Here is a 23,754-nt window from a genome sequence, read left to right on the forward strand (position 1 = left end):
ACGTTTCCAGTGTGCGGTATTGGCATTCTCATTTTTTGCAAGTACGTTATCGAGTGATGACTCCACCATCTGACCTGCCTGTACAGACCCCCTCCGGCATCCCGCTCGAGCCCATCTACGGACCGGCCGACGTGGGTGGTGAGCCCCCCGCGCCTGGCACGTATCCGTTCACGCGCGGCAACTTCGCAAGCGGGTACCGGGGCAAGCTGTGGACGTTCCGGCAGTATTCGGGCTTCGGCACGGCCGAAGAATCCAACCGTCGCTATCGCTACCTGCTGGATCAGGGCGGTACCGGGCTGTCGGTGGCGCTGGATCTGCCCACGCAGTGCGGCTACGACTCCGACGACGAGGAGTACGGCGAGGAGGTGGGCCGCGTCGGTGTCGCCGTGGACACCCTGGCCGATGCCGAGATCCTGTTCGACGGCATCCCGCTCGACAAGATCAGCACCAGCTTCACTATCAACGGCACCGCGGCGATCCTGTTGGCCTTCTACGTGGCGGCCGCGGAAAAGAAAGGGGTGCCGCGCGAGAAGCTCACCGGCACCATCCAAAACGACATCCTCAAGGAATACGCGTCGCGCGGCACCTGGATCTGGCCACCGGAACCGTCGCTGCGGTTGATCGCCGACACGATCGAGTTCTGTGCCGCCGAGGTCCCGCGCTTCAATGCGATCTCGGTCGCGGGGGCTCACTTCCGCGACGCAGGCGCCAACGCTGTGCAGGAGATGGCGTTCACCCTCGCCGACGGCGTCACCTATTGCGACACCGTCGTCGAGCGCGGTCGGATGACCATCGACAAATTCGCCCCGCAGATCTCCTTCTTCTTCTATACCCACGGCGATTTCTTCGAGGAGATCGCCAAGTACCGGGCGGGCCGCCGCCGCTGGGCCACGATCGTGCGGGAGCGCTACGGCGCCAGCAGCGACAAGGCGTCGATGTTCCGGTTCGGCTGCGTGGCCGGCGGGGCGTCCCTGTATGCGCCGCAGGCCCAGAACAACCTCGTCCGGGTGGCGTATGAGGCGATGGCTGCGGTGCTCGGCGGGGTGCAGTCGATGTTCACCGCCGCCTGGGACGAACCGTTCGCGTTGCCGAGCGAGGAATCCGCGACGCTGGCGTTGCGCACCCAGCAGATCCTGGCGTACGAGACCGGCGTCGCGAAGGTGGCCGACCCCCTGGGCGGGTCCTATTTCGTGGAGGCGCTGACCGATGCCACCGAGGAGAAGATCATCGAGATCATGCACGATCTCGAAGCGCACGGCGGCATGGTGCGCGCCATCGAGGACGGCTACCTACAGGGTCTGATCGCTGATGAGGCCTACAAGATTCATCAGCAGGTCGAGTCCGGGGAGCGGCCGGTGGTCGGTGTCAACAAGTTCGTCGTCGACGAGCCACCGCCGGAGATCGCGACATACGAACTCGACGCCGAGGGCCGTGACAAACAGCTCAAGCGGCTGGCGAAGGTCAAGGCCGACCGGGACGACGTCGCCGTCAAGGAAGCGTTGGCCGCCTTGGCGCGCGGCGCGGAGGGCGACGACAACCTGATGCACAGGCTGATCGACTGCGCAGGAGTCTATTGCACGGTGGGGGAGATGGTGTCGACGCTGAAATCGGTGTGGGGCGAGTTCCAGCAACCGGTGGTGTTCTAATGACCGAATCTGCTGCTGCACAGGGCAACCCGGCGCGCGTACTCGTCGCGAAGCCGGGTCTGGACGGCCACGACCGGGGCGCCAAGATCGTGGCGCGCACGCTGCGCGACGCCGGCTTCGAGGTCATCTACACCGGGATCCGTCAGCGGATTGAGGACATCGTGTCCATTGCACTGCAGGAAGACGTTGCCCTGGTGGGTCTTTCGATTTTGTCGGGTGCGCATGTCGCCCTGACCACGCGTACTGTTGACGCGCTGCGTGCCGCTGATGCCGGGGACATCGCCGTGGTGGTGGGTGGCACGATCCCCGAATCCGACGTGCAGAAATTGCTCGACGCCGGCGCTGCCGCGGTGTTCCCCACCGGCACACCGTTGGACACGCTGGTGCGTGACGTCCGGGCGCTGACGGAGAAGGCGGGACGGCTATGAGGCTCGGCGTGATGATCGGGGCCGAGCGCGGGGATATGGCCCGCAAGGTCAAAAAGCTTGTCGAGGACATCGAGTGGGCGGAGTCCGCGGGCATGGATACCGCGTGGATGCCGCAGGTGCCCGACGACTTCGACTGCCTGACCATGGTCGCTCTGATGGGGTCGCGGACATCCCGCATCGAACTGGGCACCGCCGTCGTCCCGCTGCAGGCGCAGCATCCGATCGCGTTGGCGCGGCAGGCACTGTCCGTGCACGCAGCCACCGGCGGACGGCTGGCGCTCGGCGTCGGACCGTCGCACCACTGGATCGTGCGCGACATGCTCGGCATCCCCTACGAGAAGCCGGCCGCCTACACCCGTGACTATCTCGAGGTGCTCAACGCCGCGATCGCGGGTCCCGGAGATGTGGACGTCGAGAACGATAACTTCACCGTGCACAACCCGACCGTGCTCGCTGCCGATCCGCCGATGCCGGTGCTGGTGTCCGCGCTTGGACCGGTGATGCTGCAGATCGCGGGAGAGCACGCGGACGGCACGGTGCTGTGGATGGCCGACGAGAAGGCCATCGGCGAGCACATCGCGCCGAAGATCAACAAGGCCGCCGCGGAGGCGGGCCGACCTTCGCCGCGGATCGTCGCGGGCATCCCGGTGTGTCTGTGCGCGAACTCCGAGATCGACGCCGCCAAGGAACGTGCGAATCGCATTCTGGCCGAGGCGGAGACGTCGCCGAACTATCAGCGGCTGCTGGATCGTGGCGACGCCCGAGACGTCGGCGATCTGACCGCGGCCGGTGACGAGGAGGCGATCCTCGCGCGGTTCCGGCAATTCGCGGATGCGGGGGTGACGGATCTGTCGGTTCGGCTGTTGCCCATCGGCGAGAACCGCGATGAGCTGATCGCGTCGAAATACCGCACGCGCGAGGTGATCGCCGAACTCGCCAAGGCCGTGCGATGAGTGAAGGCCCCTTGGGGGGCATCCGGATTCTTGAGGTCGGCGTCATGTTGGCCGGCCCGTACGCGACGATGCTGCTGGCCGATCTCGGTGCCGAGGTCATCAAGATCGAGCCGCCCGGCGGGGAGATCTCCCGCCAGGTCAGTGACAGCTATTTCGCGAGCTTGAACCGCAACAAACAGAGTGTGTGCCTGGATCTGCGGTCGGATGCAGGATGCGCCCGCCTCGGTGAGCTCGTCGCGAATTCGCATGCGCTGCTGGTCAATATGAAGCCGTCGGCGATCAAGCGGCTGGGCCTTACTTATCAGGCACTGTCGCGCTTCAATCCCAAGATCGTCTGTGTCGCGTTGACGGGGTTCGGGCTGAACGGTGGGGACGATCCGGCATTCGACTACGTCATCCAGGCGGCGACAGGGGTGGCCGCAATGACGGGTCATCCCGACGACCCGCCGACCTTGCCGGGCTATTCCTCGGTCGACAACTCCACCGGGCTCGCCGCGGCTCTGGGCCTGCTCGCGCAGATCGTCTCGGGCCGCGGGGGCCAGGTCGACGTCTCACTACGCGATGTGATGCTCTCGCAGCTGAACTATCGCGCGTCGGCGTACCTGAACGATGGCGCCGAACCGCAACGCTATCCGTATGGCGCGCATTCGTATTACGTTCCCGCGCAGCTATTCGAGACGGCCGACGGCTACCTCGCGCTGTTCATCACACACGATGCCTTCTGGAAGTCGTTCGCTACAGAGGCCGGTATCGAGGGGTACACCACGATGGCAGAGCGGGCGGCGAACCGCGAGGAGGTGCTCGCCGTCGTCGCCGCCCAACTCGCCACGGACACCGCACTCGCGTGGGAGGCCAGGCTTCGTCCGCTGGGCATACCCGCTGCCGCGGTGCGCACGCTGCCCGAAGCCTTGGAGGAAACTCCCGAAGTCGTCGTCACCGCAGGGGATTTCAGGCTGGTGCGCAGCCCGGTCCACATCGACGGCTACCACCCCGAGTACCGGCCACCCCCGCGTCTCGACGAGCATGCCGAGATGCCGTCGGTTCAGTCGTCGTAGGTGAAGCTGATCGAATCGGTATCCGGAATGGCTTGGCAGGTAAGTATGTATCCGTCTTCGACTTCGTCTTCTTCGAGCGCGTCGTTGACCCGCATCGTCGCCTTGCCCTCGACGATTTTGCCCATGCACGTCCCGCAGTTACCGGCTTCGCAGGAGAATGGCGGAGAGAGCCCCGCGCGCCGGGCGCTCTCGAGGAGAGTCTCATTGGCGACCCGTCGGACCGAAGCCGTTTTTCGATCGAGCACGATCGTCACTTGCCCCTCGTCGGGTGTGCTCGGCACCGGTTCTGCCGTCATCAAGCCTCTCCTGGCACATCGGTTCTAGGATTTAGAGAATATCATTCTCTTTTAATGATACGCTATTCTCAATTCGCATCGTGACGGGCGGCGAGTGAGGACCAGGTTGTGAGTGAGGCGATCGCGCTCGCTTTCGAGGAGCGTGAATACACTCTGCCCGAACTCGACGGGCTGGCCTGCGGCATGGCCGCCGCTCTCGAGCGCCGCGGCGTGCGAAACGGTGACCGCGTCGCCATCATGTCGTCCAACAGACCCGAGTTCGTCGTCGCGCTACGGGCCATCTGGCTGTTGGGCGCCTCAGCCGTCCTGCTCAGCCCGGCATGGAAGCGCACCGAGGTCGAGCACGCGCTGTCGCTGACCACGCCCGCGCACGCCGTCGGCGATCACCCGGTGCTCGCCGAGTCCATGTCGATGCTGTCGCTGGACGAGGAGATCAGTCCGGGAGAGCGGCGCGTCGGTACACCTCCGCCGGAGAGCGACGCGTTGTTCGTTTTCAGCTCGGGCACCACCGGAATGCCCAAGGCGGTGCGCCACACCCATGCTTCGTTTGCCGTAGCGGTGCGGCACTGGCGCGACGCGCTGGATCTGTCGTCGGCGGATCGCATGCAGATCATGACGCCGCCGTCGCACATCCTCGGGCTGCTCAACATCGTGATGGCGCTCGAGACGGGCACCTGGATTCGGCTGCATCGGCGGTTCGATATCGACACCATGTTGCGGCATATCGAGTCCGATCGGATCACCATCGAAATGGCGGTGGCGCCAATCGCGCTGGCGCTGGCCGCCCATCCTGATCTCGAGAAGTACGACTTGTCGTCATTGCGGTACGTGATGTGGTGTGCCACGCCGGTCACCCAAAGCGTCGCCGAGGTCGTCAGCCGCCGGGCCGGCGTCCGCTGGGTGACCGCGTACGGTGCCAGTGAACTGCCGGTCATCTCGTGCAATGACATCGCCGGTGCACGTCTGGATACCGTCGGCCGCGCGGTGCCCGGGGTGGACCTGCGAGTGGTGGCACTGGATTCGGGTGAGGCGGCTGCGCCGGGTGAACCCGGTGAAATCCAGGTGCGGTCGGGATCCGCGATGGCCGGGTACCTGCCGGATTCGGCTACCGCCGGGGCCTTTTCGGACGGCTGGTACCGGACCGGCGACGTGGGATATCTCGATGCCGACGGCTGGCTGCGAATCACCGACCGTTCGAAGGAAATGATCAAGGTGCGCGGCTTTCAGGTCGCGCCCGCCGAGATCGAAGCCGTGCTGCACGGCCATCCTGCGGTCGAGGACTGCGCGGTGTTCGGGATTCCCGACGCCGCCAACGGCGAGGCGATCGTCGCAGCCGTCAAGGCGCGTAGCGCTGTCGAGGCCGACGAGCTGATCGGTCTCATCACCCGTGAGCTCGCGTCATACAAGCGACCAGGTCGAGTCGTGTTCGTAGACGAAATTCCCCGTCTGCCATCAGGAAAGGTGTTGCGTCGAGTGTTGAAGGAGCAGCGTCGGTGGACGTCCGTCTGACAAGTGAACAACAGCAGCTGCGCGATGCCGCAGCCAAGCTAGCCGACGATCTGGGACCCGGTTCGGTCGCAGATCTTGATGACCAGAACCGGATAGCCCGCCTGGAGAAGGCGGTGGACGCCACCGGGTTCCGTACCTTGCGCTCGGACGGCGCATCCGGTGTCGAGGTGGCCCTCGTCGCCGAGGAGTTCGCACGCGGACTCGTTGACGTCCCCTTCCTGGGGCCGGTGCTCGCCGACGACCTGACGGCGCATGGTGTGCAGGCGCCGACCGGGTCCGACCAACAGGAATCCGTCGATCTGACGAGAAGCCTTGCCGGAGTGGTCGAATCACCGGCTGAGTTCGGCCAGCTGTCGAACGAGGACGCCGGGCGGTGGCGTGCACTGGCGCTCACCGCCACCTGTGCCGACCTCGTGGGCGCAGCGCGTGGCGCGCATGCGTTGGCGTGCGAATACGCGAAGGTCCGCGAGCAGTATGGCGCGACGATCGGCTCGTACCAGGCCGTCGGTCACCTGCTGGCCGAAAGCCTGGCTCTCATCGAAGGCTCGATCAGCGTGCTACGCCACGCGGCATGGGCGGTCGACGAGCTTCCGGCGGTCGAAGCCATCGAAGCGGCGCGGGTGGCCAAGATCTACTGCGCACGTGCGGCGTTGACCGTCTGCGAGACCTCGATCCAGGTGCATGGTGGCATCGGCAACACCTGGGAGTGCCTCGCCCACGTCTATCTACGGCGCGTGCTGGCCGCCACCGAAACATGGCCCGTCAAGCTGGAGGAGCTGACCATTGGATTTCCGTGATTCGACGGAGGAAGCCGCATTCCGGGACCGGTTGCGCGGCTGGCTGACCGAGCAGAAGGGCAAGTTCCCGACATCCGGCGATGAGTACTGGGCGGCTCAGGGTGCCTGGCACCAGGCTTTGTACGAGCAGGGATTCTTCGGTACCTCCTGGCCGAAGGAGTACGGCGGACAGGACCTGCCGCCGGTGTACGACGTCATCGTCGACGAAGAAATCGCCAAGGCCGGAGCCCCCGCGCGCCCCAGCCTCGGGTACCTGGTCGTCGCGTTCGGTCATCACGGCAGCAAGGAACTGCAACAGCGTTTTCTGCCCGGCATGATCAACGGCACCGAAAGGTGGTGCCAGGGCTTCTCGGAACCCGGTGCCGGTTCGGACCTCGCATCGCTGACCACGACCGCGACCCGCGACGGTGACGAGTACGTGATCCACGGCCACAAGATCTGGACCAGCTACTCCGACGTCGCCGACTGGTGTCTGCTGCTGGCGCGCACCGACAAGGACGTGCCGAAGCATTTGCCTAAACACAAAGGCCTGTCGGCGTTCGTCGTCTCGATGCATCAGCAGGGCGTGGAGCAGCGACCGTTGAAGATGATCAGCGGCGTCACCAAGGAATTCGGGCAGGTGTCCTTCGACGGCGCCCGAGTGCCCGCCGAGAACGTGGTCGGCAGTCTCGGTGAGGGCTGGAAACTCGCCATGACGGTCGTCAGCCATGAACGCGAACCCTCGACGCTGGGATTCTCAGCGCGCTACGGGAAGCTGGTGCGCCAGTTGGCCTCCCGAACCGACGGAAGGACACCGGAAGAGTTGTCGTGGGCGTGGGTGCAGACCGAGATGCTGAGGCTGCACGTGCGTCGGCGGCTGTCCGAGCAACTGGACGGCATCACCCACGGCCCGCAGGGGTCGCTGGACAAACTGTTGATGACGTGGGTCGAGCAGTCAGTCGGACACGCGGCGCTGGCCACAGTCGGCACGAGCGATCCCGAACTGTTCGGTGCATACATGTACAGCCGCGCGCAGAGCGTGATGGGCGGCACCTCACAAATTCAGAAGAACATCATCGCGTCGCGGATATTGGGATTGGGGGTCTGAAATGTACGGCATGCCAGACGAAATCGACGTCAAGGCCGATGGTGGTCTCCGCATCATCACGCTCAACCGGCCCGACGATCTCAACGCCGTCAACGACGCGCTGCACGTCGGACTGGCCAAGATCTGGGAGGAGCTCAACGAGGACGCCGACGCCCGGGCGGCCGTGATCACCGGTGCGGGCCGAGCCTTCTCCGCCGGCGGCGACTTCAACTATCTGGACGAGCTGCGCAACGACGAAGCCCTGCGTCAGAAGACGATCAAGCACGGCCGCGATCTCGTCATCGGCATGATTCGGTGCCGCGTCCCGGTGATCGCCGCGGTCAACGGTCCTGCCGTCGGCCTGGGCTGCAGCCTGGCGGCCCTTTCGGACATCGTCTACATGGCAGAGAGCGCGTTCTTCGCCGATCCGCACGTATCGATCGGCCTGGTGGCCGCCGACGGCGGGCCCCTGGTGTGGCCGTCGCAGATAAGTCTGCTGCAGGCCAAAGAGTTTGCCTTCACCGGGATTCGCATCAAGGCCGCCCGTGCGCTCGAGCTGGGCATGGTCAATCACGTCGTCGAGGATCCGTTGGCCGAGGCGATCGCGTGTGCGAAGAAGGTCATGGAGTTGCCGCAGCAGGCGCTCGAGAGCACCAAGCGCCTGATGAACATCCAGCTCGAGAAGTCGGTGATGGCGTCGCTGGACTACGCGAACCTGTCCGAATACGTCTCGTTCGGGACCGCCGACTTCAACAAGATCGTGGACGGGCTGATCGCGAAAGACAAGTAAACCGACTGCGCGAACAGACGCAAAACTGCTCTAAATTCCCAAGTTTAGGTCAGTTTTGCGTCTGTTCGCGCTGGCTTAGGTCGCGCTAGGCGGTCAGCTCTTCCGAGCGCTGGATGGTTCCGGTGATTCCGCCGGCGTCCTGCTCGGCCAGCAGTACCGCCGCATCGGCCATTGCCTCAGGCGGTTCGACCATCTCCGGTGGTATCTCCACGCCACCGCCACCGGCCTGCCAGCCCTCGGTCAGCACCACCCGCGACGGGCTCAGACAGTTCACGGCGATGTTGTCCGCCTTGAGGTCTGAGGCCAGGCCCAGATACAGCCGCTCCACCGCAGCCTTGGATACCCAGTAGGCGTTGGAGCCGTGGTCGATCATGCCGACGCCGGTGGTGGTGATAGCGATGAGCGAGCCGCCGCCGCGCGCCTTCACGTGCGGGATGACGGCCTTCGTCACCAGAAATACGCCCGTGAGGTTGACGTTGAGGCACAGTTGCCAGCGCTTCAGTGGCGTGGACTCGATGGGGCCGAGCCACAGCACACCGGCGTTCGCGACGAGGATGTCGATGCCGCCGAACTCAGAAACCGTTGCAGCAACTGCCTTCTCAACCGACTCCTCGCTGGTGACGTCGCACTGTACTGGCAACGCCCGGCCGTCCGCGGCCGTGATGCGCGCCGCGACGTCATGAATGGTGCCGGGCACCTTGCCCAGTTCTTCCGAGCGGGCCGCGACCGCGACCGCGGCGCCCTCGGAGGCCAACGCCGCGGCAACCGTCGCTCCGATGCCGCGGCTGGCGCCGGCGACAAAGGCGACCTTGCCGGTGAGTCGCATGTGGCCGCCCTTCTTGCAACTAACACTCTCAAACAGAGAGAATAGCATTCTCATATTTGTCGGGCCCGGGATAAGCTGGAACGCAATGACCATCGACGAGCTCATCGAGGCGGCGCGCAGCGGATCCACCCGGGCGGCCGGGCGGCTGCTGACCCTGGTCGAAAGTCCGCGCCGCGGTGAGGTGCTCGATTCCCTCGGCACGGTTTCGACGCCCAGGGTCGTGGGAGTGACGGGCCCACCGGGGGCGGGCAAGTCGACCACGGTCGGTGCTCTGGTCACCGCGTACCGTGAGCGTGCCATGCGGGTGGCGGTGCTCGCGGTCGATCCGTCGTCCCCATACAGCGGGGGAGCGCTGCTTGGCGACCGCATCCGAATGGCCGCCCATATCAACGATTCCGACGTGCTCATTCGATCGGTCGCGACGCGCGGTCACCTCGGCGGGTTGGCCGCTGCGGTTCCGGCCGCGATCAGATTACTGGCTGCGTTGTCGTATGACCTCGTTGTGTTGGAGACCGTCGGCGTCGGTCAGTCCGAGATCGAGATCGCGGCGATCGCCGATCCGACGATCGTGATTCTCAATCCGGGTGCGGGCGATGCGGTTCAGGCGGCAAAAGCCGGTCTGCTGGAGGTCGCGGACATCGTCGTCGTCAACAAGGCAGATCGCGAGGGAGCCGATCAAACGGTGCGGGATCTGAAGGCCGAGACCATGGCGCCGATATTGAAACTCGTTGCGGCAGAAGGACAAGGCATCCCCGAGCTGGTCGAGGTCATCGAGGTGCACCATCGCACGGACAGCCCGGAACGCCGCATGGCGCGCGCCCGGGCGCAGATACTGTCGCTGGCTCAGACGCGGCTGCGTAGCCACCCCGAGCTGGACCGCTTGGCTGGGCTGGTCGCGGAGGGCGGGTCGGATCCCTACACCGCGACCGCTCAACTGTTCGTCGCGCCCGTCGATACCTAACCGATCGCGGGCACGTCCGTCGGGAACGGATGCGTCGTCACCTGCCCGTCGGTGTTTCGCAGCAGCGCGTCGTATCGGCGGTCACCGATCAGCCATACGCCGTCGACACGGATGTACTCGTCGTGGTAGACGCCAGAGATTATCAAGTTCGTGCCCTCGGTGCGCTGGCCGGTCTCCTGGACGAACCAACGGCCTACCGCGCGATCGGGATCCGATGCGTCGACGACGACCACCCCAGACATCACCGCTTGCAGGAATATGTTCCAGCCGTCGAGCATCGACGTGAAGAACGAGAGCATCGTGTCACGTCCGGCGAAACGACCCAACGCCGGTGAATACCAGGTGCCATCGGTTGTGAATGTGCTTGCGACGCTGCCAGGGTCGCGCCGAGACGCGGCATCGGCGTATCGGTGGACGAGACTTCGGATCGCCTGCTCGTCCGCCAAGTGAGTCAGCGTCATTCGGGTATTCCGAGCATTCGGCTGGTCATCTGTTTCAGCTGTACGCGCAGCGTCTCGCCGTCGACGTCGGCAAGCAGTGGGTGCATGACGGCGACGCTGATCGCGCTCGAGAGCATCGCTGCGTGCAGACGCGCCTCGACGCCGGCTTCCGTGCCCAGCAGCGCCGCGTAGAGGCGCTCGATGAACCGCTGAAACGGTTCGTACTCGGCCTGCAGGCGGATGATGACCGGATCGAACATGGGGACGCGGAAGGCATCGCGACGGTCGATGGCCTGCTCGACCATCCGGTCGAGAAGCACCGCCCGCGCCCGCAGCGGATGCCCCTCGGCCTCAGCGGCTTCCAGCACGTCCTCGAGCTTGCTCATCTCCCGCTCGGTGATGGCGATGACGATTTCGTCCTTCGTCTTGAACTGGCGGTACACCGCCGCCTTCGTCACGCCCATCTCGTCGGCGATCATCTGCAGCGACGTCCCGCTCACACCGTGCTCGGCGATCAGCTTCAACGCCGCATCAAGAACGCGGGTCTGCGCGGCAGTGCGGGTGATCTCGCTGAACTTGAGGCCATCCTGTGTGGACGTCACATCGACGAGGGTAGCCGATCGGCTACTTAAAGGTTGTGTTTGACAACCGTCTCGGCGAGCATTCGACGGCACCACCGGCGGTAGGTATCGACGCTCTGTCCGTCGCGATGCGTGATCCGCAGATAGGTCTCGACGCCGCACACCACCACCGCCGTCTCGACCAATTCATCGAACGGAACGTCGGTGCGGAGCCATCCGCGGTCGCGCAATACGTCCAGTATTCGGTGCATCTGCAGTTTGATGCTCGCGAGGAGCCGGTCCAAGTACCGCTCGAGCTCGTCATCGGCATCGGCGCCGCCGAACAGTGCGGGCGCCAGCGGCGCGGTCCGTTGATGGATGTCGGTAGCTGTCTCTGCCACGTAGTCCAGTGCTTCGTCGAGATCGTCGATTGTCAGCAGGCGCCGGCCGACATCGAGGTTGAGCACGTTCTCCTCGCCGACCACACCGAAGCCGGCGTATTCGATCGCGGCGATCAGCAGCGCGGCCTTCGGACCCTGGCCCTGAACTGTTTCGGCAGACACTCCGGCTGCTGCGGCGATCTTCGCCAGGGTTGTGCGTGCGTAGCCCTCGCGGGCGAACAGCTCAGCCGCCGCGCCAAAGATGCGCGCGCGCGTCGCCTCAGCCTGTTGCTGGCGAAGCGTTGATCTATATGACCGCGGAGCAGCCTTGGATATTGACTTGCGTGGCACAGTAATGAATACTACGTCATAGTAGTGAGTCGCCGATTGGCGGGGGGCACTGTGGCATCGATCCTCATCGTCGCGTTTCCTGCACACGGTCACGTGGCGCCATTGCTCGCCGCTGCGGAAAACTTCGTCAGGCGCGGCGACGACGTCCGGTTCATCACGGGGGCGCTGTTCGCCGACAAAGTGGCCGCCACGGGTGCGACGTATGTACCGGTGCACCCCGACGCCGATTTCGACGACCGGCCGCTTGATGAACGTTTCCCCGAACGCGCCGCACTGAAAGGCACCAAGGCGGTTGCGTTCGACATCGAACAAGTCTTCTCCAGGCCGGCGAAGCCTCAATACGAAACGATCATGGCCGCGCTGGCGGCCCAGCCGGCAGACGTTGTCCTTGCCGACGTCGGGTCACTGGGTGCGGGATTCCTGCTCGGGCACCCGCGTCCGTTGCGCCCTCCGGTCGTCATGTGCGGCATCATTCCGCTGCCGATCGAGAGTTGCGACACCGCACCCTACGGCATGGGGTTGCAACCGGCGCGCATCATGAACCGTGCTCGCAACGCCCTGCTGGCCAAGGCTTCTCGGCGAATCCTCCGGCCGGCATTTCAGGTCGTCGACAACCTCCACTGTCAGGCCCACGGCACCAGAATGCCATTCAGCTTCATGGACTGGGGCAGGCACGCAGAGGCCATCGCACAATTCGGCGTCCAGTCGTTCGAATATCCCATGTCCGACGCGCCCGAGAACCTCCACTTCATTGGACCGCTGTGCGCCAGCGGATCCCAGGCTCCGCTGCCGGAGTGGTGGCCCGATCTCGACGGAACCCGTCCCGTCATCCACGTCACCCAGGGCACGGTCGCCAACACCGACTACGGCCAAGCCATCGAACCGACGCTGCACGCGCTGGCCGACGAGGACGTGCTGGTGGTCGCCTCGACCGGCGGCCGGCCCGTCGACACGTTGCCGTCGCTGCCCGCCAATTCCCGCGCAGCGAGCTTTCTTCCTTACGATGAACTGCTACCACGTACTTCAGTTTTCGTGACCAACGGCGGATACGGCGGCGTGCAATACGCCCTGCGCCACGGGGTGCCCATCGTCGCCACGGGCGGCAAGGAGGACAAGCCCGAGGTCGGCGCCCGAGTTGCATGGGCAGGCGTCGGACGACGCATCAGAACCGAACATCCGACGCCGGAAGCGATGCGTCGCGCCGTCCTCGACGTTCTGACCGATCCGTGCTACCGGCGGGCCAGCGGCCGCGTCGCGGCCGACATGGCCGCAGCCCCGGGCTTCGCGGGTCTGGCAGGCATCGTCGACCGGCTCATCGGCAGTTCCGCCGCGCCGCAATCACATACCGGCGAAGTAGACGCCCAAAAGTAGTGCGACGAGGCCGACCAGCCATCCGCCGGTGGTCGCCTTCAGCCACCGGGGCGCATATCGGACCTCCATGAAGTGCCAGATCACCAACTGCGTCTTCACGGCGGCGATGAGTAGCACGACGAGCGTAACCGTCACATTGACGACATGAGCCGAGCCACCGCCACGAGCGGTCAGCCACGACACCACGGTGACGATGGTGAGCAATGCCCAGACCAACGTCAGCGGGTTGCGGATATAGGACGTCATCTCACCTCATCAGGTAAAGCAGCGCAAACAACAGAACCCACAACAGATCGACCATGTGCCAGTAGGTCGCCGCGGTTTCCACGAACGACATCCTGGGTCTCGCCGAGATCCGCAGACTGCGAATGACGAAGCCGAGGATCACCAGCCCGAGCATGACGTGACACAAGTGCAGCCCTGTCATGACGTAGTAGTACATGAAGAAGAGATTGGTTCCCGGTGTCAAGCCGGCGGTGACTTCGGGGATGTACTCGAAGGCCTTCATGACCGGGAAGGCCACGCCGAAAGCGAATGCGATGCCGAACAGTCGAATTGCATCCGGCACTTTGCCGTTGCGTGCCGCCGACGTCCCCAGCGCGACGAATAAAGAACTCGTCAGCAGGATGACCGTGTTGATGGCACCGATGTCCAGATTGAGCCGTGCCTGGCTCTGGAGAAACAGGTCAGCGTCCTGCCCGCGGTAGTAGATGTAGCCGATGAAGTAGACGCCGAAGATGAGCAGATCGCCGATGACGAAGAACCACATGCTCAACTCGCCGGGAACGTGGTCGCGCAGAGGGGCGATTCGTCCGGTGTCTCGTATGTCGGGGGCGGATTCCTCGGCGAGGTTCGTCATGCGTTCGCCTTCGGTCGCGGATCAGAGGGCACCGGTTCGGGATACAGCCAGGCGGTTTCGAGGGTGTCATCGGGCTGGTTCTTGATCGCCCGATAGATGCAGACGTAGACGATGATCTGCCACGACACGTAGAGCGCCATGGCGAACCAGAACGTCATCAGGCCGTTCCATGCGAAGGGACCTGACTTCGAGATCCAGACCGGCGCAACAATCAGTTCGCTGACGTACTGCCAGACGGTGTAGTAGCCAAGCCATTTCGGTAGGACATTGTTGGTGTCAAGAATGATGGCCAGACCGAAGGCCATCCACATGACACAGAAACAGCCGAGCGAGCCGATGAAAGCGAGGTAGCCGAAGTCGTAGAGCATTCTCAGCGTCGACGAATCATAGCCGGAGCGAAACGCGCCGAGGCCGAAACAGAACATTGGGAAGAGCATGCCGACGATCGCACCGGTCATCGCGCCGACCATCATGGAATAGCGGAAAACCGGGCTGACTGACATCCGCTTGATCTGAATGAGATAGACGGCGTTGCTTACCGGTGCGAGGCCGAAGGACAACGTCAGGATCGCGCAGGCGATCAGCAGATTGTGGGACTGCATGAACTCCACGACCGCGGGTGCGGGACTGCTCGGCGGTCGGGGCGGCATCATCCAGCTCAGCGGCACGAACACGATGCCGAAGATATTGAAAAAGATCGGTACCAGCCAGAACGCAATCCACTGATCGCGCTTGCGATTTCGGGGTCGCGGTGGTGCGGACTCAACCGGAGACTCGCGTGATGTGATGACGGTGTCGCTCATGCGAGACTCTCCCGTTCGTCGCCCTGACGGTTGACCACACCGAGCAGGACGAAGAACATCACGACGGCCCAGACGACGAGTACCGCGTTGCGCAGTATGAACGACACCGCGCCGTCCCACGCCAGCGGCCCGGTCTTGTAGAGGATCGAGAATGCGCTCGGGATCAGTAGCAGCGCGGCCGCCACATTGAAATGCGCGACCCAGCGGGGAAATATCGGATCCGGCCGTTCATCGAGGTAGATGCTCACCGCAAGACAGAAGTTCTGAACGACGATCGTGCCGACGGGCGCGATGAAGAAGAACCACGCCATGTCGTTCAACAGGCTTATCAGCTGCGGATCCCGGTCAGGCCGGAATGCCGCTACGCCCCAGCAGTAATCGGCGAGGATGAACGCGGTCGTGCCGACGCCGACGCAGATGATGTACGCGTAAGTGAAGACGCTGCTCGACGTGGCGGTGCGCGATATCTGTACGGCGATGACAGCGAACAAGGGCACCAGCGATCCGGCAATCAGATTGCACAGGATCACGACGCCCAGAATTCCTGTGACGTTCTCGCTGAAGATCGCCGCGACCTGTTCGGGGCTCAGAGTCGGTGACAGTGGCGGAGAGAACAACGGAAACAAGAAAAAGCCGATGATGAACAGCGCGCCGGCCGGGGGTGCGGTCCACAGCATGATGCGTTGACCACGGGTCGTCATCGACACCGGTTCATGCAGCCTGTCGCGAGTCGCGGTCGCTGCCTGGCCTCTGCCTTTGGATCGTTCGTCGTCGTTCATGAGTTCTGTCATGGGTGTGGATGCCCTCCTGGCTCGTCGGCACGCGAGCGACTGTTCGACCATGCTGTCGAGCACACATCTTGCGTCCGCAGCACGAGGGTAACCCAAAATTTGACCGCTTGGTAGCCGATCGGCTACTCTAAAGTAGCCGATCGGCAACCGCCGATGGTGGAACGGTTTGCGCTCGCTTACCGAGTGCGGGCCGACACCGCCAGACCCGCGCGATAGCCGAATACCATTGCGGGGCCTAGTGTCCCGCCCGCGCCGCCATAGGCCTTACCGGTCGCACCTGCCATTGCATTGCCCGCGGCGAACAAACCTGGAATAGCCGCACCGCTGACGTGCAGCACTCGCCCGTCGCGGTCGGTGCGCGGTCCGCCTTTCGTGCCCATTGCTCCGATCGACACCGGGACGGCGTAGTACGGAGGGGTGTCGATGGGGCCAAGGGTCTTGCCCGCCGAGGTGGTCGCTTTGTCGTCACCCCAGTAGCCGTCGTACGCGCTTGAACCGCGGCCGAAGTCCGGATCTTGCTCGTGGGCGACGTTGTCGTTCCACGCCGTGAGCGTGGCCACCAGACCGGCTGGGTCGATGCCCGTCTTCTCTCCGAGTTCGGTGAGATCGGCCGACGGTGCGAACCAGTCCGGCGCCTCTTCCTCGGGCGATACGCCCAGGAACCCATATCGCTTGAAGTGCTGTGAGTCGAAGACGATCCACGCCGGATCGTTCGCATAGCCCAGCTTGGGGTCGAGGTAGTGGAAAGGGCCCGCCATCGAGTTGTATTCGCCTGCCTCGTTGAGGAAACGCTGGCCCGCACGGTTGACGATGATGCTTCGGGGGCGGGTGCGTTCGAGTCGAACGCTGCGGCTGCGCGGATGACCCCCGAAGGTGTCGCCGGGCAGCTGCACGATCGGCACCCACCACGCCTCGCCCATGTTGGCCAGGTCGGCGCCGTGCGCCATCGCCATGCGTAAGCCGTCTCCGGTGTTGTTCGGCGGTGAGACCGCACCGCGCATGGGGCCCCGCAGGTACGCGTCGACCAGCTTCTGATCCCATTCGAACCCGCCCGTGCCCAGTACCAGACCGCGCCGCGCACGAACATTGAACTCGCTGTCGCCCTGCGTGATTCGCACGCCGGTGATTCCCAACGCGTCGGCGAAGAGCTCGACAGCACGCGCGTTCGTGTGTGGCGCGATGCCCAGGTCGAGCAGACCCTTCAGCAGACCGGAGATCAGTGCCGTGCCCGCCACGCAGTAGTCACCAGACTCTTCGTCGACCGACGCATGAATGCGCGCGCGGGTCTCGGCGTCGATCCCGACATTGCTGAAGTCGGCGGGGAACGACGTGACGCGCTCACTCCACCGGCCAAGCCGGGACCGGTTGAAGGGCTTGGCATTCAGCGACCGGCCGCCCGACGGGCGTCCACCGGGGAGTTCGGGCTTGTAGTCCGGGAATCCCTCGGCAACCTCGAACTGCAACTCGCTGTGCGCCTCGACGAAGTCGAGCATCTCCGGGCCGGTGCGGACGAACGTTTCCACCATGTCGTCGTCCATGAAGCCGAGTGACTGCGCACGCAGGTAGCTCATAGCATCCTCGACCGTCAGCTCGCCCTCGGCCGCGCGATCATGCGCCGGAATCCAGATGATGCCACCGGAAACCGCCGTCGTGCCGCCCACCGTCGCGGCTTTTTCGTACACCTCGACCGACGCTCCGTTGACCGCCGCCGTCAGCGCCGATGTGAGACCGGCACCGCCGCTACCCAGCACGACAACGTCGACCTCATGATCCCAATTGGTCACGTGCTCAATCCTTTCCGCGATCCTCAAGACAGGATCATGGACAGTTCGTTGGCCGCCTTGATCACCGCGTCCTTACCGTTCATCACCACGTCCTCGCGGTGGGATATGAGGTTGATGCAGGTTGGCGGCGACGGCGGTTGTCTGCGTACCGGCACGGCCAGACCGTAGGTGTTCGGCTCGACCTCGCCGTGGGTGATCACCCAACCCTGTTGCCGCGTCTGGGAAACCAGATCGCGTTCACCGGGTCGCGGCGGCATGCTCGCCAGCAGCGCGAGCCCGGCGGCGCCGCGGTCCAGCGGGTACCGGCTGCCCTCGTGGAAGGACAGTTGGTAGTACACATTCGTCGGCACGAGGACCGCAATGGCCACCTGTTGATCACCCTCGGCGACGAGCAGCGACACCGTGCTGCCGAGTTCGTCCGCCAGCGCGCGGAGGGTGGGCAGGCTCAGCTGGCGTAAGTGGTTGTCAAACGATGCACCGAGCACCGCGAGCGCTGCGGCCGCACGGTAACGGCCGTCGTCGCCCTTGGCCACGAGCCGGTACTGAGACAGCGTGGACAGCAGGCGATACGCGATTGTGCGGTGCACGCCGATGTCGTCGGCGACCTGCTGGGCCGTCAGACCGGATCGGGACGTCGCGACCAACTGCAGTGCGGCCAAACCCCTCGCCAACGTCTGCGAGCCGGGCGCACCCGTCGGTGCGGCAGTGGGGTTTATCCCGCTGACCGAATCAGACCCGACCGACTTGGGCATCCGACTACCTGACTTTCCTTGACATCTACCACTCGCGAGAGTGATGCTCTAACTATAGTGCACATGTATGTGCGATAAATGAGCACATTGCTTACAAGGTACGAGAATCGAATTCTCGCCGTCAAGAGAGGTTGACGAGTGCCGGAAACGTCTCCGCTGCTCGACTTCGAGAGCGTCTGGAGTGACCTCCAGGGGGTCGCGTTCTCGCAGGGGTACATCGACGCGGCCGGCGTCCGCACCCGCTATCTGCACGCCGGCGACTCGGCGAAACCCGCCCTGATCTTCTTGCACGGGTCGGGCGGGCACGCGGAGGCCTACGTCCGCAATCTCGAGTCGCACGCCGAGCATTTCTCGACGTGGTCGATCGACATGCTGGGTCACGGATACACCGACAAACCCGGGCATGCTCTCGAAGTGGACCATTACGTCTCCCATCTGATGGCGTTTCTCGACGCCATCGGCGTGGAACGCGCCCACATCAGCGGTGAGTCGTTGGGGGGCTGGGTCGCCGCACGCGCCGCGACCGATCATCCGAACCGAATCGACCGGCTGGTGCTCAACACCGCGGGCGGATCGCAGGCCGATCCCGAGGTCATGAAGCGCATCATCGCGTTGTCGATGGCGGCCGCCGAGAATCCGACGTGGGAGACGGTCCAGGCGCGCATCAAGTGGTTGATGGCCGACAAGTCCAAGGATTACGACGACATCGTCGCCAGCCGTCAGCGCGTCTACCGCCAGCCGGGATTCGCCGCGGCGATGAAGGACATCATGGCGCTGCAGGACCCCGAGATTCGCGCGCGAAACCTGCTGGGCCCGAGGGAGTACGGGTTGATCACCGCGCCGACCATGGTCGTGTGGACCAGCGATGACCCGACGGCCGATGTCGCCGAGGGACGCCGCATCGCCTCGATGATCTCCGGTGCCCGGTTCGAGTTGATGCCGGGATGCGGACACTGGCCGCAGTACGAAGATCCCAAGACCTTCAACCGTCTGCACCTCGATTTCCTGCTGGGAAAGCAATGAGTCCCGACCAGGTCGACGTCGCCATCGTCGGAGCCGGACCGTCCGGTTTGACTCTGGCGAACATCCTTGGGTTGCAGGGTGTCCGGACGCTGATCGTCGAAGAGCGCGACACCCTCATCGACTATCCCCGTGGGGTTGGACTGGACGACGAGGCGCTGCGGACGTTCCAGTCCATCGGTCTGGTCGACCGTGTCCTGCCGCACACCGTGCCTAACCAGATCCTGCGATTCTTCGACGCCAAACGCCGACTGCTCGCCGAGATGGCACCGCCGGACGCGCGGTTCGGCTGGCCCAAGCGCAACGGCTTCGTCCAGCCGATGGTCGACGCCGAGCTATGCGGCGGGCTCGACCGCTTCGATCATGTCGGCGTGCGGTGGGGGCACCGAATGGAGAACTGCGTCGAAACCCCAGACGGTGTCACGCTCGAATTCGCTGACGCCAAGGAGCCCGTGCGTGCCCGCTACGTCGTCGGGTGTGACGGCGGGCGCAGCGCCACCCGACGGCTGATGGGAGTCTCGTTCGACGGCACCACGTCCTCGACGCGCTGGCTGGTGGTCGACATCGCGAACGATCCGCTCGGCCACCCGAACAGCGAAGTCGGCGCCGATCCCAAGCGGCCGTACGTGTCGATCTCCATCGCCCACGGCATCCGCCGCTTCGAGTTCCTGATTCACGACGACGAGACCGACGAACTCGCCAATGATCCGGCGTTCGTCAGACAGATGCTCGCGCAACGGGTTCCGCATCCCGAGCGGGTCGACATGATCCGCCACCGCGTCTACACCCACCACTCACGAATCGCAGGTTCGTTCCGCAGGGGACGCTTGATGCTGGCGGGCGACGCCGCGCACCTGATGCCGGTGTGGCAGGGCCAGGGCTACAACAGCGGCATCCGTGATTCCGCCAACCTCGGGTGGAAGCTCGCCGCGGTGGTCAACGGCCAGGCCGGCGACGCCCTCCTGGACACCTACGACATCGAGCGCCGCAAACATGCACGGGCGATGATCGACCTGTCCACCATGGTGGGGCGCGTGATCTCGCCGACGAACCGGAGGGTGGCCGCTCTTCGCGACCGCGTCATCCACGGCGCATCGCTCGTGCCGACGCTGAAGCGCTACGTGCTCGAGATGCGGTTCAAGCCGATGCCGCGGTATCAGCAGGGGGCGGTGTTCCACGCCGAGAACAGTCCGGAGAATTCGCCGACGGGCACGCTGTTCATCCAGCCACGCGTCGATACGCGCGAGGATCAGAACGTCTTGCTCGACGACGTCCTCGGCGCCGGTTTCGCCGTGCTGTGCTGGAGTAACAATTTGCGTGCCGTTCTCGGCGACGAGGCGTTCAGCCGCTGGAAGGCGTTGGGGGCCAGCTTCATCGAAGCACGGCCGATGACCCAGCTGCACTGGACCGGCCACGATGACACCGATGTGACGGTCGTCGGTGACCGGACAGGCGCGCTCAAGTCGTGGTTCGACGTCTTCACCGACTCCGTGCTGTTCGTGCGCCCCGATCGCTGCATCGCGGGCGCATGTATCGCGCAGCGTGCGCCAGAGCTGAGCACATCGCTGTTCGACGTCCTCTGTCTGACCCGGGAAGGAGGCTCGAGTTCCCATGGCGACAATGGCCCTGTGTTGCATGTCGCACAGTCCGCTGCTGAACCTTCCGGGACCGTCGCGGGATCTTCTTGACGACGTCGAGTCCGCACTGGCCGCCGCGCGCGGTTTCGTCGCGGACTTCGATCCCGAACTGGTCGTGGTCTTCTCACCAGATCACTACAACGGCTTCTTCTACCGGACGATGCCTCCGTTCTGCATCGGTACCGCGGCCCGGGGTGTCGGCGACTACGGCACCTATGCCGGCCCGTTGGATGTTCCCGGGGACATCGCCAACGACTGCGCACGTGCGGTCCTCGAATCTGGAGTGGACGTTGCGATTTCGGCCGGCATGGACGTCGACCATGGCACGGTCCAACCGCTGGAGAAGCTCTTCGGTGACGCGACGTTTCGGCCGGTGATCCCGATCTTCATCAACTCGGTCGCCACCCCGCTCGGGCCACTTCGTAGGGTGCGGGCACTGGGCGCCGCCGTCGGCACCTTCCTTGGCACCTTGGGCAAGCGCGTGCTGGTCGTGGGTTCCGGTGGTTTGTCTCACGATCCGCCGGTGCCGACGCTGGCCACCGCACCGCCGGCCGCGCTCGCGCGCATCGTGGGTGGGGAACCGATGACGCCGGAGCAGCGGCAGGCGCGACAGGTGGCGGTGATGGACGCTGCGCAGGCGTTCGCGCACGGGGACAGCCCGCTGCAGCCGCTGAACCCGGAATGGGATCAGGCGTTTCTCGACCTCGTCGACGCGAATCGCCTCGACGAGGTGGACGCCTGGTCGAACGGCTGGATCGAGCAGCAGGCCGGCCATTCGGCACACGAAATCCGTACGTGGATCGCCGCGTTCGCTGCGCTGGCGGCGCACGGCCGGTACCAGACGGGTCACCGGTTTTATCGCGCGGCACCGGAACTCATCGCGGGATTCGCCGTGAGGACGGCGGTGTGCAACCCATGACCCCCGATTCGTTCGACCACACCGTCGATGTGCTCGTCATCGGCTCCGGCGGTGGTGGAATGACCGCGGCGCTGGCCGCCGATGCGCGGGGCCTCGACACGCTCGTGGTCGAGAAGTCACCGCAATTCGGTGGTTCCACCGCACTGTCGGGCGGCGGTATCTGGGTACCGGGGGCGCCGTCGCAACGCGAGGCCGGCTACGTACCCGATCCCGATGGCGTGTTCGACTACCTGCAGCGAATCACCGGCGGCCTGGTCAGCGACGCACGGTTGCGCGCGTATGTCGACAGCGCGCCGGAGATGATGGAGTTCCTCGAGCGGCACAGCCGGTGGTTCGAATTCGTCTGGAAACCCGGGTATGCCGACTACTACCCCGAGTTGCCCGGCGGCTCGGAGTTGGGCAGCACCATCAACGTTCCCGCGATCGACCTGCGCGAGCTGGGTGACGAGGAGCAGAATCTGCTGCGGCCGTTGGCCCTGGCGCCCAAGGGGATCTGGTTCGCCCCCAAGGATCTTCGGCTGTTCTATCAGGTGCGGCAGAACTGGCGCGGAAAGGCCGTGCTGGTGAAGCTCATCTGGCGGATGTTTCGCGCTCGGGTCTTCGGCGACCGGATGGCCGCAATCGGCCAATCGTTGGCGGCCAGGATGCGTCTGGCGCTCAAGGAACGCAACATCCCGCTATGGCTGAGCGCACCGATGACCGAGCTGATCACCGACGTCGACGGAACGGTCACGGGTGCGGTGGTCGAGCGCGACGGTCATGCTCAGCGCATCGGTGCGCGGCACGGTGTCATCCTTGCCGCCGGCGGCTTCGACCACGACATGGAGTGGCGCAGGCAGCATCTGCCGGTTCTCGAGAAGGACTGGAGCTTCGGTAATCCCGCGTCGATGGGCGATGGGATCAGGGCGGGGGAGAAGGTCGGCGGCTCGACCGACCTGCTCGACGAGGCGTGGTGGTTCCCCGCCATGTGCTGGCCCGACGGCAGGCTCCAGTTCATGCTGAACGAGCGAATGATGCCGTCACAGTTCGTGGTCAACGGCGAGGGTAAGAGGTTCATCAACGAGGCGGCGCCCTACATGGACTTCGCCCACGCGATGATCGAAGGACACAACTCCGGCGTCGCGCACATCCCGTGCTGGCTCGTCACCGACATCCGTTCGTTCCATCGCTATGTCGTCGGCGGCCATCTGCCCATCCCGAAGGTGCCGTTCGCGCCGGTACCCACTGGGTGGAAGGTGCCCAAGGCATGGCTGGAGTCCGGAGTCGTCGTAGAGGCCAACAGCTTCGAGGAGCTCGCGACCAAGATCGGCGCACCCCCTACACAGCTACGCGCCACCGCCGATCGCTTCAACGAGCTGGCCCGCAAGGGTCACGACGACGACTTCAACCGCGGGGACTCCGCCTACGACAACTACTACGGCGACCCGACGCTGCCCAACCCCAACCTGTACCCGCTGGGCAAGCCGCCGTACTACGCGTTCCAGATCATCCTCGGCGACCTCGGCACCTCGGGCGGGCTGCGCACCGACGAGTACGCGCGCGTGCTCCGCTCCGATGACAGCTTCGTGAAGGGCTTGTACGCCGTCGGCAATACGTCGGCCGCGGTGATGGGACGCAGCTACGCCGGCGCTGGCGCGACCATCGGGCCGGCCATGACCTTCGGCTACGTGGCCGCCAAGCACATCGCAGACCAGTTGCCCGGCAACGCTCTTCAGTCTGGGCCACAGACCGGTTCGACACTCAAGATCGAAAGGTATTGA

The 23,754-nt window shown here is 64.8% G+C and carries 25 protein-coding genes; 14 read left to right on the forward strand and 11 right to left on the reverse strand.

Going from position 1 to position 23,754, the window contains the following annotated elements; translation table 11 throughout:
* The first annotated feature begins 56 nt into the window (after positions 1-56).
* The 4 genes from G6N36_RS27830 to G6N36_RS27845 are packed head-to-tail and all read left to right on the forward strand — an operon-like array spanning position 57 to position 4,082.
* A complete protein-coding gene (locus G6N36_RS27830) occupies positions 57-1,646 on the forward strand; it encodes a methylmalonyl-CoA mutase family protein (RefSeq protein WP_163690018.1) in 1,590 nt (529 codons plus the stop codon).
* Positions 1,646-2,074, forward strand: coding sequence for a cobalamin B12-binding domain-containing protein (locus tag G6N36_RS27835; protein ID WP_163690020.1), 429 nt, complete (start codon positions 1,646-1,648; stop codon positions 2,072-2,074). Before G6N36_RS27830 ends, G6N36_RS27835 begins: the two co-directional genes overlap by 1 nt.
* Complete coding sequence (locus tag G6N36_RS27840; protein ID WP_163690022.1) at positions 2,071-3,027, forward strand: LLM class F420-dependent oxidoreductase; 957 nt, start codon at positions 2,071-2,073, stop codon at positions 3,025-3,027. Before G6N36_RS27835 ends, G6N36_RS27840 begins: the two co-directional genes overlap by 4 nt.
* The gene (locus G6N36_RS27845) at positions 3,024-4,082 is read left to right on the forward strand and encodes a CaiB/BaiF CoA transferase family protein (RefSeq protein WP_163690023.1); all 1,059 of its coding nucleotides are present in this window, start codon (positions 3,024-3,026) and stop codon (positions 4,080-4,082) included. The genes G6N36_RS27840 and G6N36_RS27845 overlap by 4 nt, the downstream gene beginning before the upstream one ends.
* Here G6N36_RS27845 and G6N36_RS27850 read toward each other — a convergent pair.
* Positions 4,070-4,378: a 2Fe-2S iron-sulfur cluster-binding protein gene (locus tag G6N36_RS27850; protein WP_163690024.1), complete on the reverse strand. Its 309-nt coding sequence runs from the start codon at positions 4,376-4,378 to the stop codon at positions 4,070-4,072. The two genes, G6N36_RS27845 and G6N36_RS27850, sit on opposite strands and share 13 nt — an antisense overlap.
* Before the next feature lie 108 nt (positions 4,379-4,486).
* On the opposite strand from G6N36_RS27850, the gene G6N36_RS27855 reads away from it, so the two are divergent.
* The 4 genes from G6N36_RS27855 to G6N36_RS27870 are packed head-to-tail and all read left to right on the forward strand — an operon-like array spanning position 4,487 to position 8,540.
* A complete protein-coding gene (locus tag G6N36_RS27855; protein WP_163690025.1) occupies positions 4,487-5,887 on the forward strand; it encodes a class I adenylate-forming enzyme family protein in 1,401 nt (466 codons plus the stop codon).
* Positions 5,872-6,684: an acyl-CoA dehydrogenase family protein gene (locus G6N36_RS27860; RefSeq protein WP_163690026.1), complete on the forward strand. Its 813-nt coding sequence runs from the start codon at positions 5,872-5,874 to the stop codon at positions 6,682-6,684. Before G6N36_RS27855 ends, G6N36_RS27860 begins: the two co-directional genes overlap by 16 nt.
* Positions 6,671-7,771, forward strand: a complete 1,101-nt coding sequence (locus tag G6N36_RS27865; protein ID WP_163690027.1) for an acyl-CoA dehydrogenase family protein — start codon at positions 6,671-6,673, stop codon at positions 7,769-7,771. Before G6N36_RS27860 ends, G6N36_RS27865 begins: the two co-directional genes overlap by 14 nt.
* Position 7,772: 1 nt before the next feature.
* Complete coding sequence (locus tag G6N36_RS27870; RefSeq protein ID WP_163690028.1) at positions 7,773-8,540, forward strand: enoyl-CoA hydratase/isomerase family protein; 768 nt, start codon at positions 7,773-7,775, stop codon at positions 8,538-8,540.
* Positions 8,541-8,625: 85 nt separating this feature from the next.
* Here the strand turns inward: G6N36_RS27870 and G6N36_RS27875 are convergent, their stop codons facing one another.
* Complete coding sequence (locus tag G6N36_RS27875) at positions 8,626-9,366, reverse strand: SDR family NAD(P)-dependent oxidoreductase (protein WP_163690029.1); 741 nt, start codon at positions 9,364-9,366, stop codon at positions 8,626-8,628.
* 85 nt (positions 9,367-9,451) lie between these two features.
* Here G6N36_RS27875 and G6N36_RS27880 point away from each other — a divergent pair, with 85 nt between their 5' ends.
* Entirely contained in the window at positions 9,452-10,327 is an 876-nt protein-coding gene (locus tag G6N36_RS27880; protein WP_163690030.1) for an ArgK/MeaB family GTPase, read from the forward strand.
* Here G6N36_RS27880 and G6N36_RS27885 read toward each other — a convergent pair.
* Genes G6N36_RS27885 through G6N36_RS30255 form a run of 3 tightly spaced genes read right to left on the reverse strand, consistent with a single transcriptional unit; the run spans position 10,324 to position 12,058 of the window.
* Entirely contained in the window at positions 10,324-10,788 is a 465-nt protein-coding gene (locus G6N36_RS27885; RefSeq protein ID WP_163690031.1) for a nuclear transport factor 2 family protein, read from the reverse strand. The two genes, G6N36_RS27880 and G6N36_RS27885, sit on opposite strands and share 4 nt — an antisense overlap.
* On the reverse strand, positions 10,785-11,369 hold the full coding sequence (locus tag G6N36_RS27890) for a TetR/AcrR family transcriptional regulator (protein WP_163690032.1): 585 nt from the start codon (positions 11,367-11,369) through the stop codon (positions 10,785-10,787). Before G6N36_RS27890 ends, G6N36_RS27885 begins: the two co-directional genes overlap by 4 nt.
* Positions 11,370-11,395: 26 nt before the next feature.
* Positions 11,396-12,058 (reverse strand): TetR/AcrR family transcriptional regulator, encoded by a 663-nt coding sequence (locus G6N36_RS30255; protein WP_308205944.1) that lies wholly within the window; start codon positions 12,056-12,058, stop codon positions 11,396-11,398.
* A 51-nt stretch (positions 12,059-12,109) separates the two neighbouring features.
* On the opposite strand from G6N36_RS30255, the gene G6N36_RS27900 reads away from it, so the two are divergent.
* On the forward strand, positions 12,110-13,429 hold the full coding sequence (locus tag G6N36_RS27900; protein WP_163690033.1) for a glycosyltransferase: 1,320 nt from the start codon (positions 12,110-12,112) through the stop codon (positions 13,427-13,429).
* Here the strand turns inward: G6N36_RS27900 and G6N36_RS27905 are convergent.
* From G6N36_RS27905 to G6N36_RS27930, 6 genes are all read right to left on the reverse strand, one after another.
* Positions 13,397-13,675, reverse strand: coding sequence for a cytochrome C oxidase subunit IV family protein (locus G6N36_RS27905; RefSeq protein ID WP_163690034.1), 279 nt, complete (start codon positions 13,673-13,675; stop codon positions 13,397-13,399). The genes G6N36_RS27900 and G6N36_RS27905 overlap by 33 nt on opposite strands.
* Position 13,676: 1 nt before the next feature.
* Positions 13,677-14,288, reverse strand: coding sequence for a cytochrome c oxidase subunit 3 (locus G6N36_RS27910; RefSeq protein ID WP_163690035.1), 612 nt, complete (start codon positions 14,286-14,288; stop codon positions 13,677-13,679).
* The gene (locus G6N36_RS27915) at positions 14,285-15,091 is read right to left on the reverse strand and encodes a hypothetical protein (protein ID WP_163690036.1); all 807 of its coding nucleotides are present in this window, start codon (positions 15,089-15,091) and stop codon (positions 14,285-14,287) included. The genes G6N36_RS27910 and G6N36_RS27915 overlap by 4 nt, the downstream gene beginning before the upstream one ends.
* Positions 15,088-15,792 carry a hypothetical protein gene (locus G6N36_RS27920; RefSeq protein ID WP_163690955.1) on the reverse strand — a complete coding sequence of 235 codons (705 nt, stop codon included), beginning with the start codon at positions 15,790-15,792 and terminating at the stop codon, positions 15,088-15,090. Before G6N36_RS27920 ends, G6N36_RS27915 begins: the two co-directional genes overlap by 4 nt.
* A gap of 266 nt (positions 15,793-16,058) precedes the next feature.
* On the reverse strand, positions 16,059-17,666 hold the full coding sequence (locus G6N36_RS27925; RefSeq protein WP_163690037.1) for an FAD-dependent oxidoreductase: 1,608 nt from the start codon (positions 17,664-17,666) through the stop codon (positions 16,059-16,061).
* A gap of 23 nt (positions 17,667-17,689) precedes the next feature.
* A complete protein-coding gene (locus tag G6N36_RS27930; RefSeq protein WP_163690038.1) occupies positions 17,690-18,418 on the reverse strand; it encodes an IclR family transcriptional regulator in 729 nt (242 codons plus the stop codon).
* A 156-nt stretch (positions 18,419-18,574) separates the two neighbouring features.
* Here G6N36_RS27930 and G6N36_RS27935 point away from each other — a divergent pair, with 156 nt between their 5' ends.
* Genes G6N36_RS27935 through G6N36_RS27950 form a run of 4 tightly spaced genes read left to right on the forward strand, consistent with a single transcriptional unit; the run spans position 18,575 to position 23,754 of the window.
* Positions 18,575-19,441: an alpha/beta fold hydrolase gene (locus G6N36_RS27935; RefSeq protein WP_163690956.1), complete on the forward strand. Its 867-nt coding sequence runs from the start codon at positions 18,575-18,577 to the stop codon at positions 19,439-19,441.
* The gene (locus G6N36_RS27940) at positions 19,438-21,126 is read left to right on the forward strand and encodes a bifunctional 3-(3-hydroxy-phenyl)propionate/3-hydroxycinnamic acid hydroxylase (RefSeq protein WP_163690039.1); all 1,689 of its coding nucleotides are present in this window, start codon (positions 19,438-19,440) and stop codon (positions 21,124-21,126) included. The genes G6N36_RS27935 and G6N36_RS27940 overlap by 4 nt, the downstream gene beginning before the upstream one ends.
* Positions 21,074-21,994 carry a 3-carboxyethylcatechol 2,3-dioxygenase gene (locus tag G6N36_RS27945; protein ID WP_235690197.1) on the forward strand — a complete coding sequence of 307 codons (921 nt, stop codon included), beginning with the start codon at positions 21,074-21,076 and terminating at the stop codon, positions 21,992-21,994. Before G6N36_RS27940 ends, G6N36_RS27945 begins: the two co-directional genes overlap by 53 nt.
* On the forward strand, positions 21,991-23,754 hold the full coding sequence (locus G6N36_RS27950; RefSeq protein WP_235690198.1) for an FAD-binding protein: 1,764 nt from the start codon (positions 21,991-21,993) through the stop codon (positions 23,752-23,754). The genes G6N36_RS27945 and G6N36_RS27950 overlap by 4 nt, the downstream gene beginning before the upstream one ends.

Origin of the sequence: Mycolicibacterium gadium (genome assembly GCF_010728925.1) — a bacterium.
GTDB classification, from domain to species: domain Bacteria; phylum Actinomycetota; class Actinomycetes; order Mycobacteriales; family Mycobacteriaceae; genus Mycobacterium; species Mycobacterium gadium.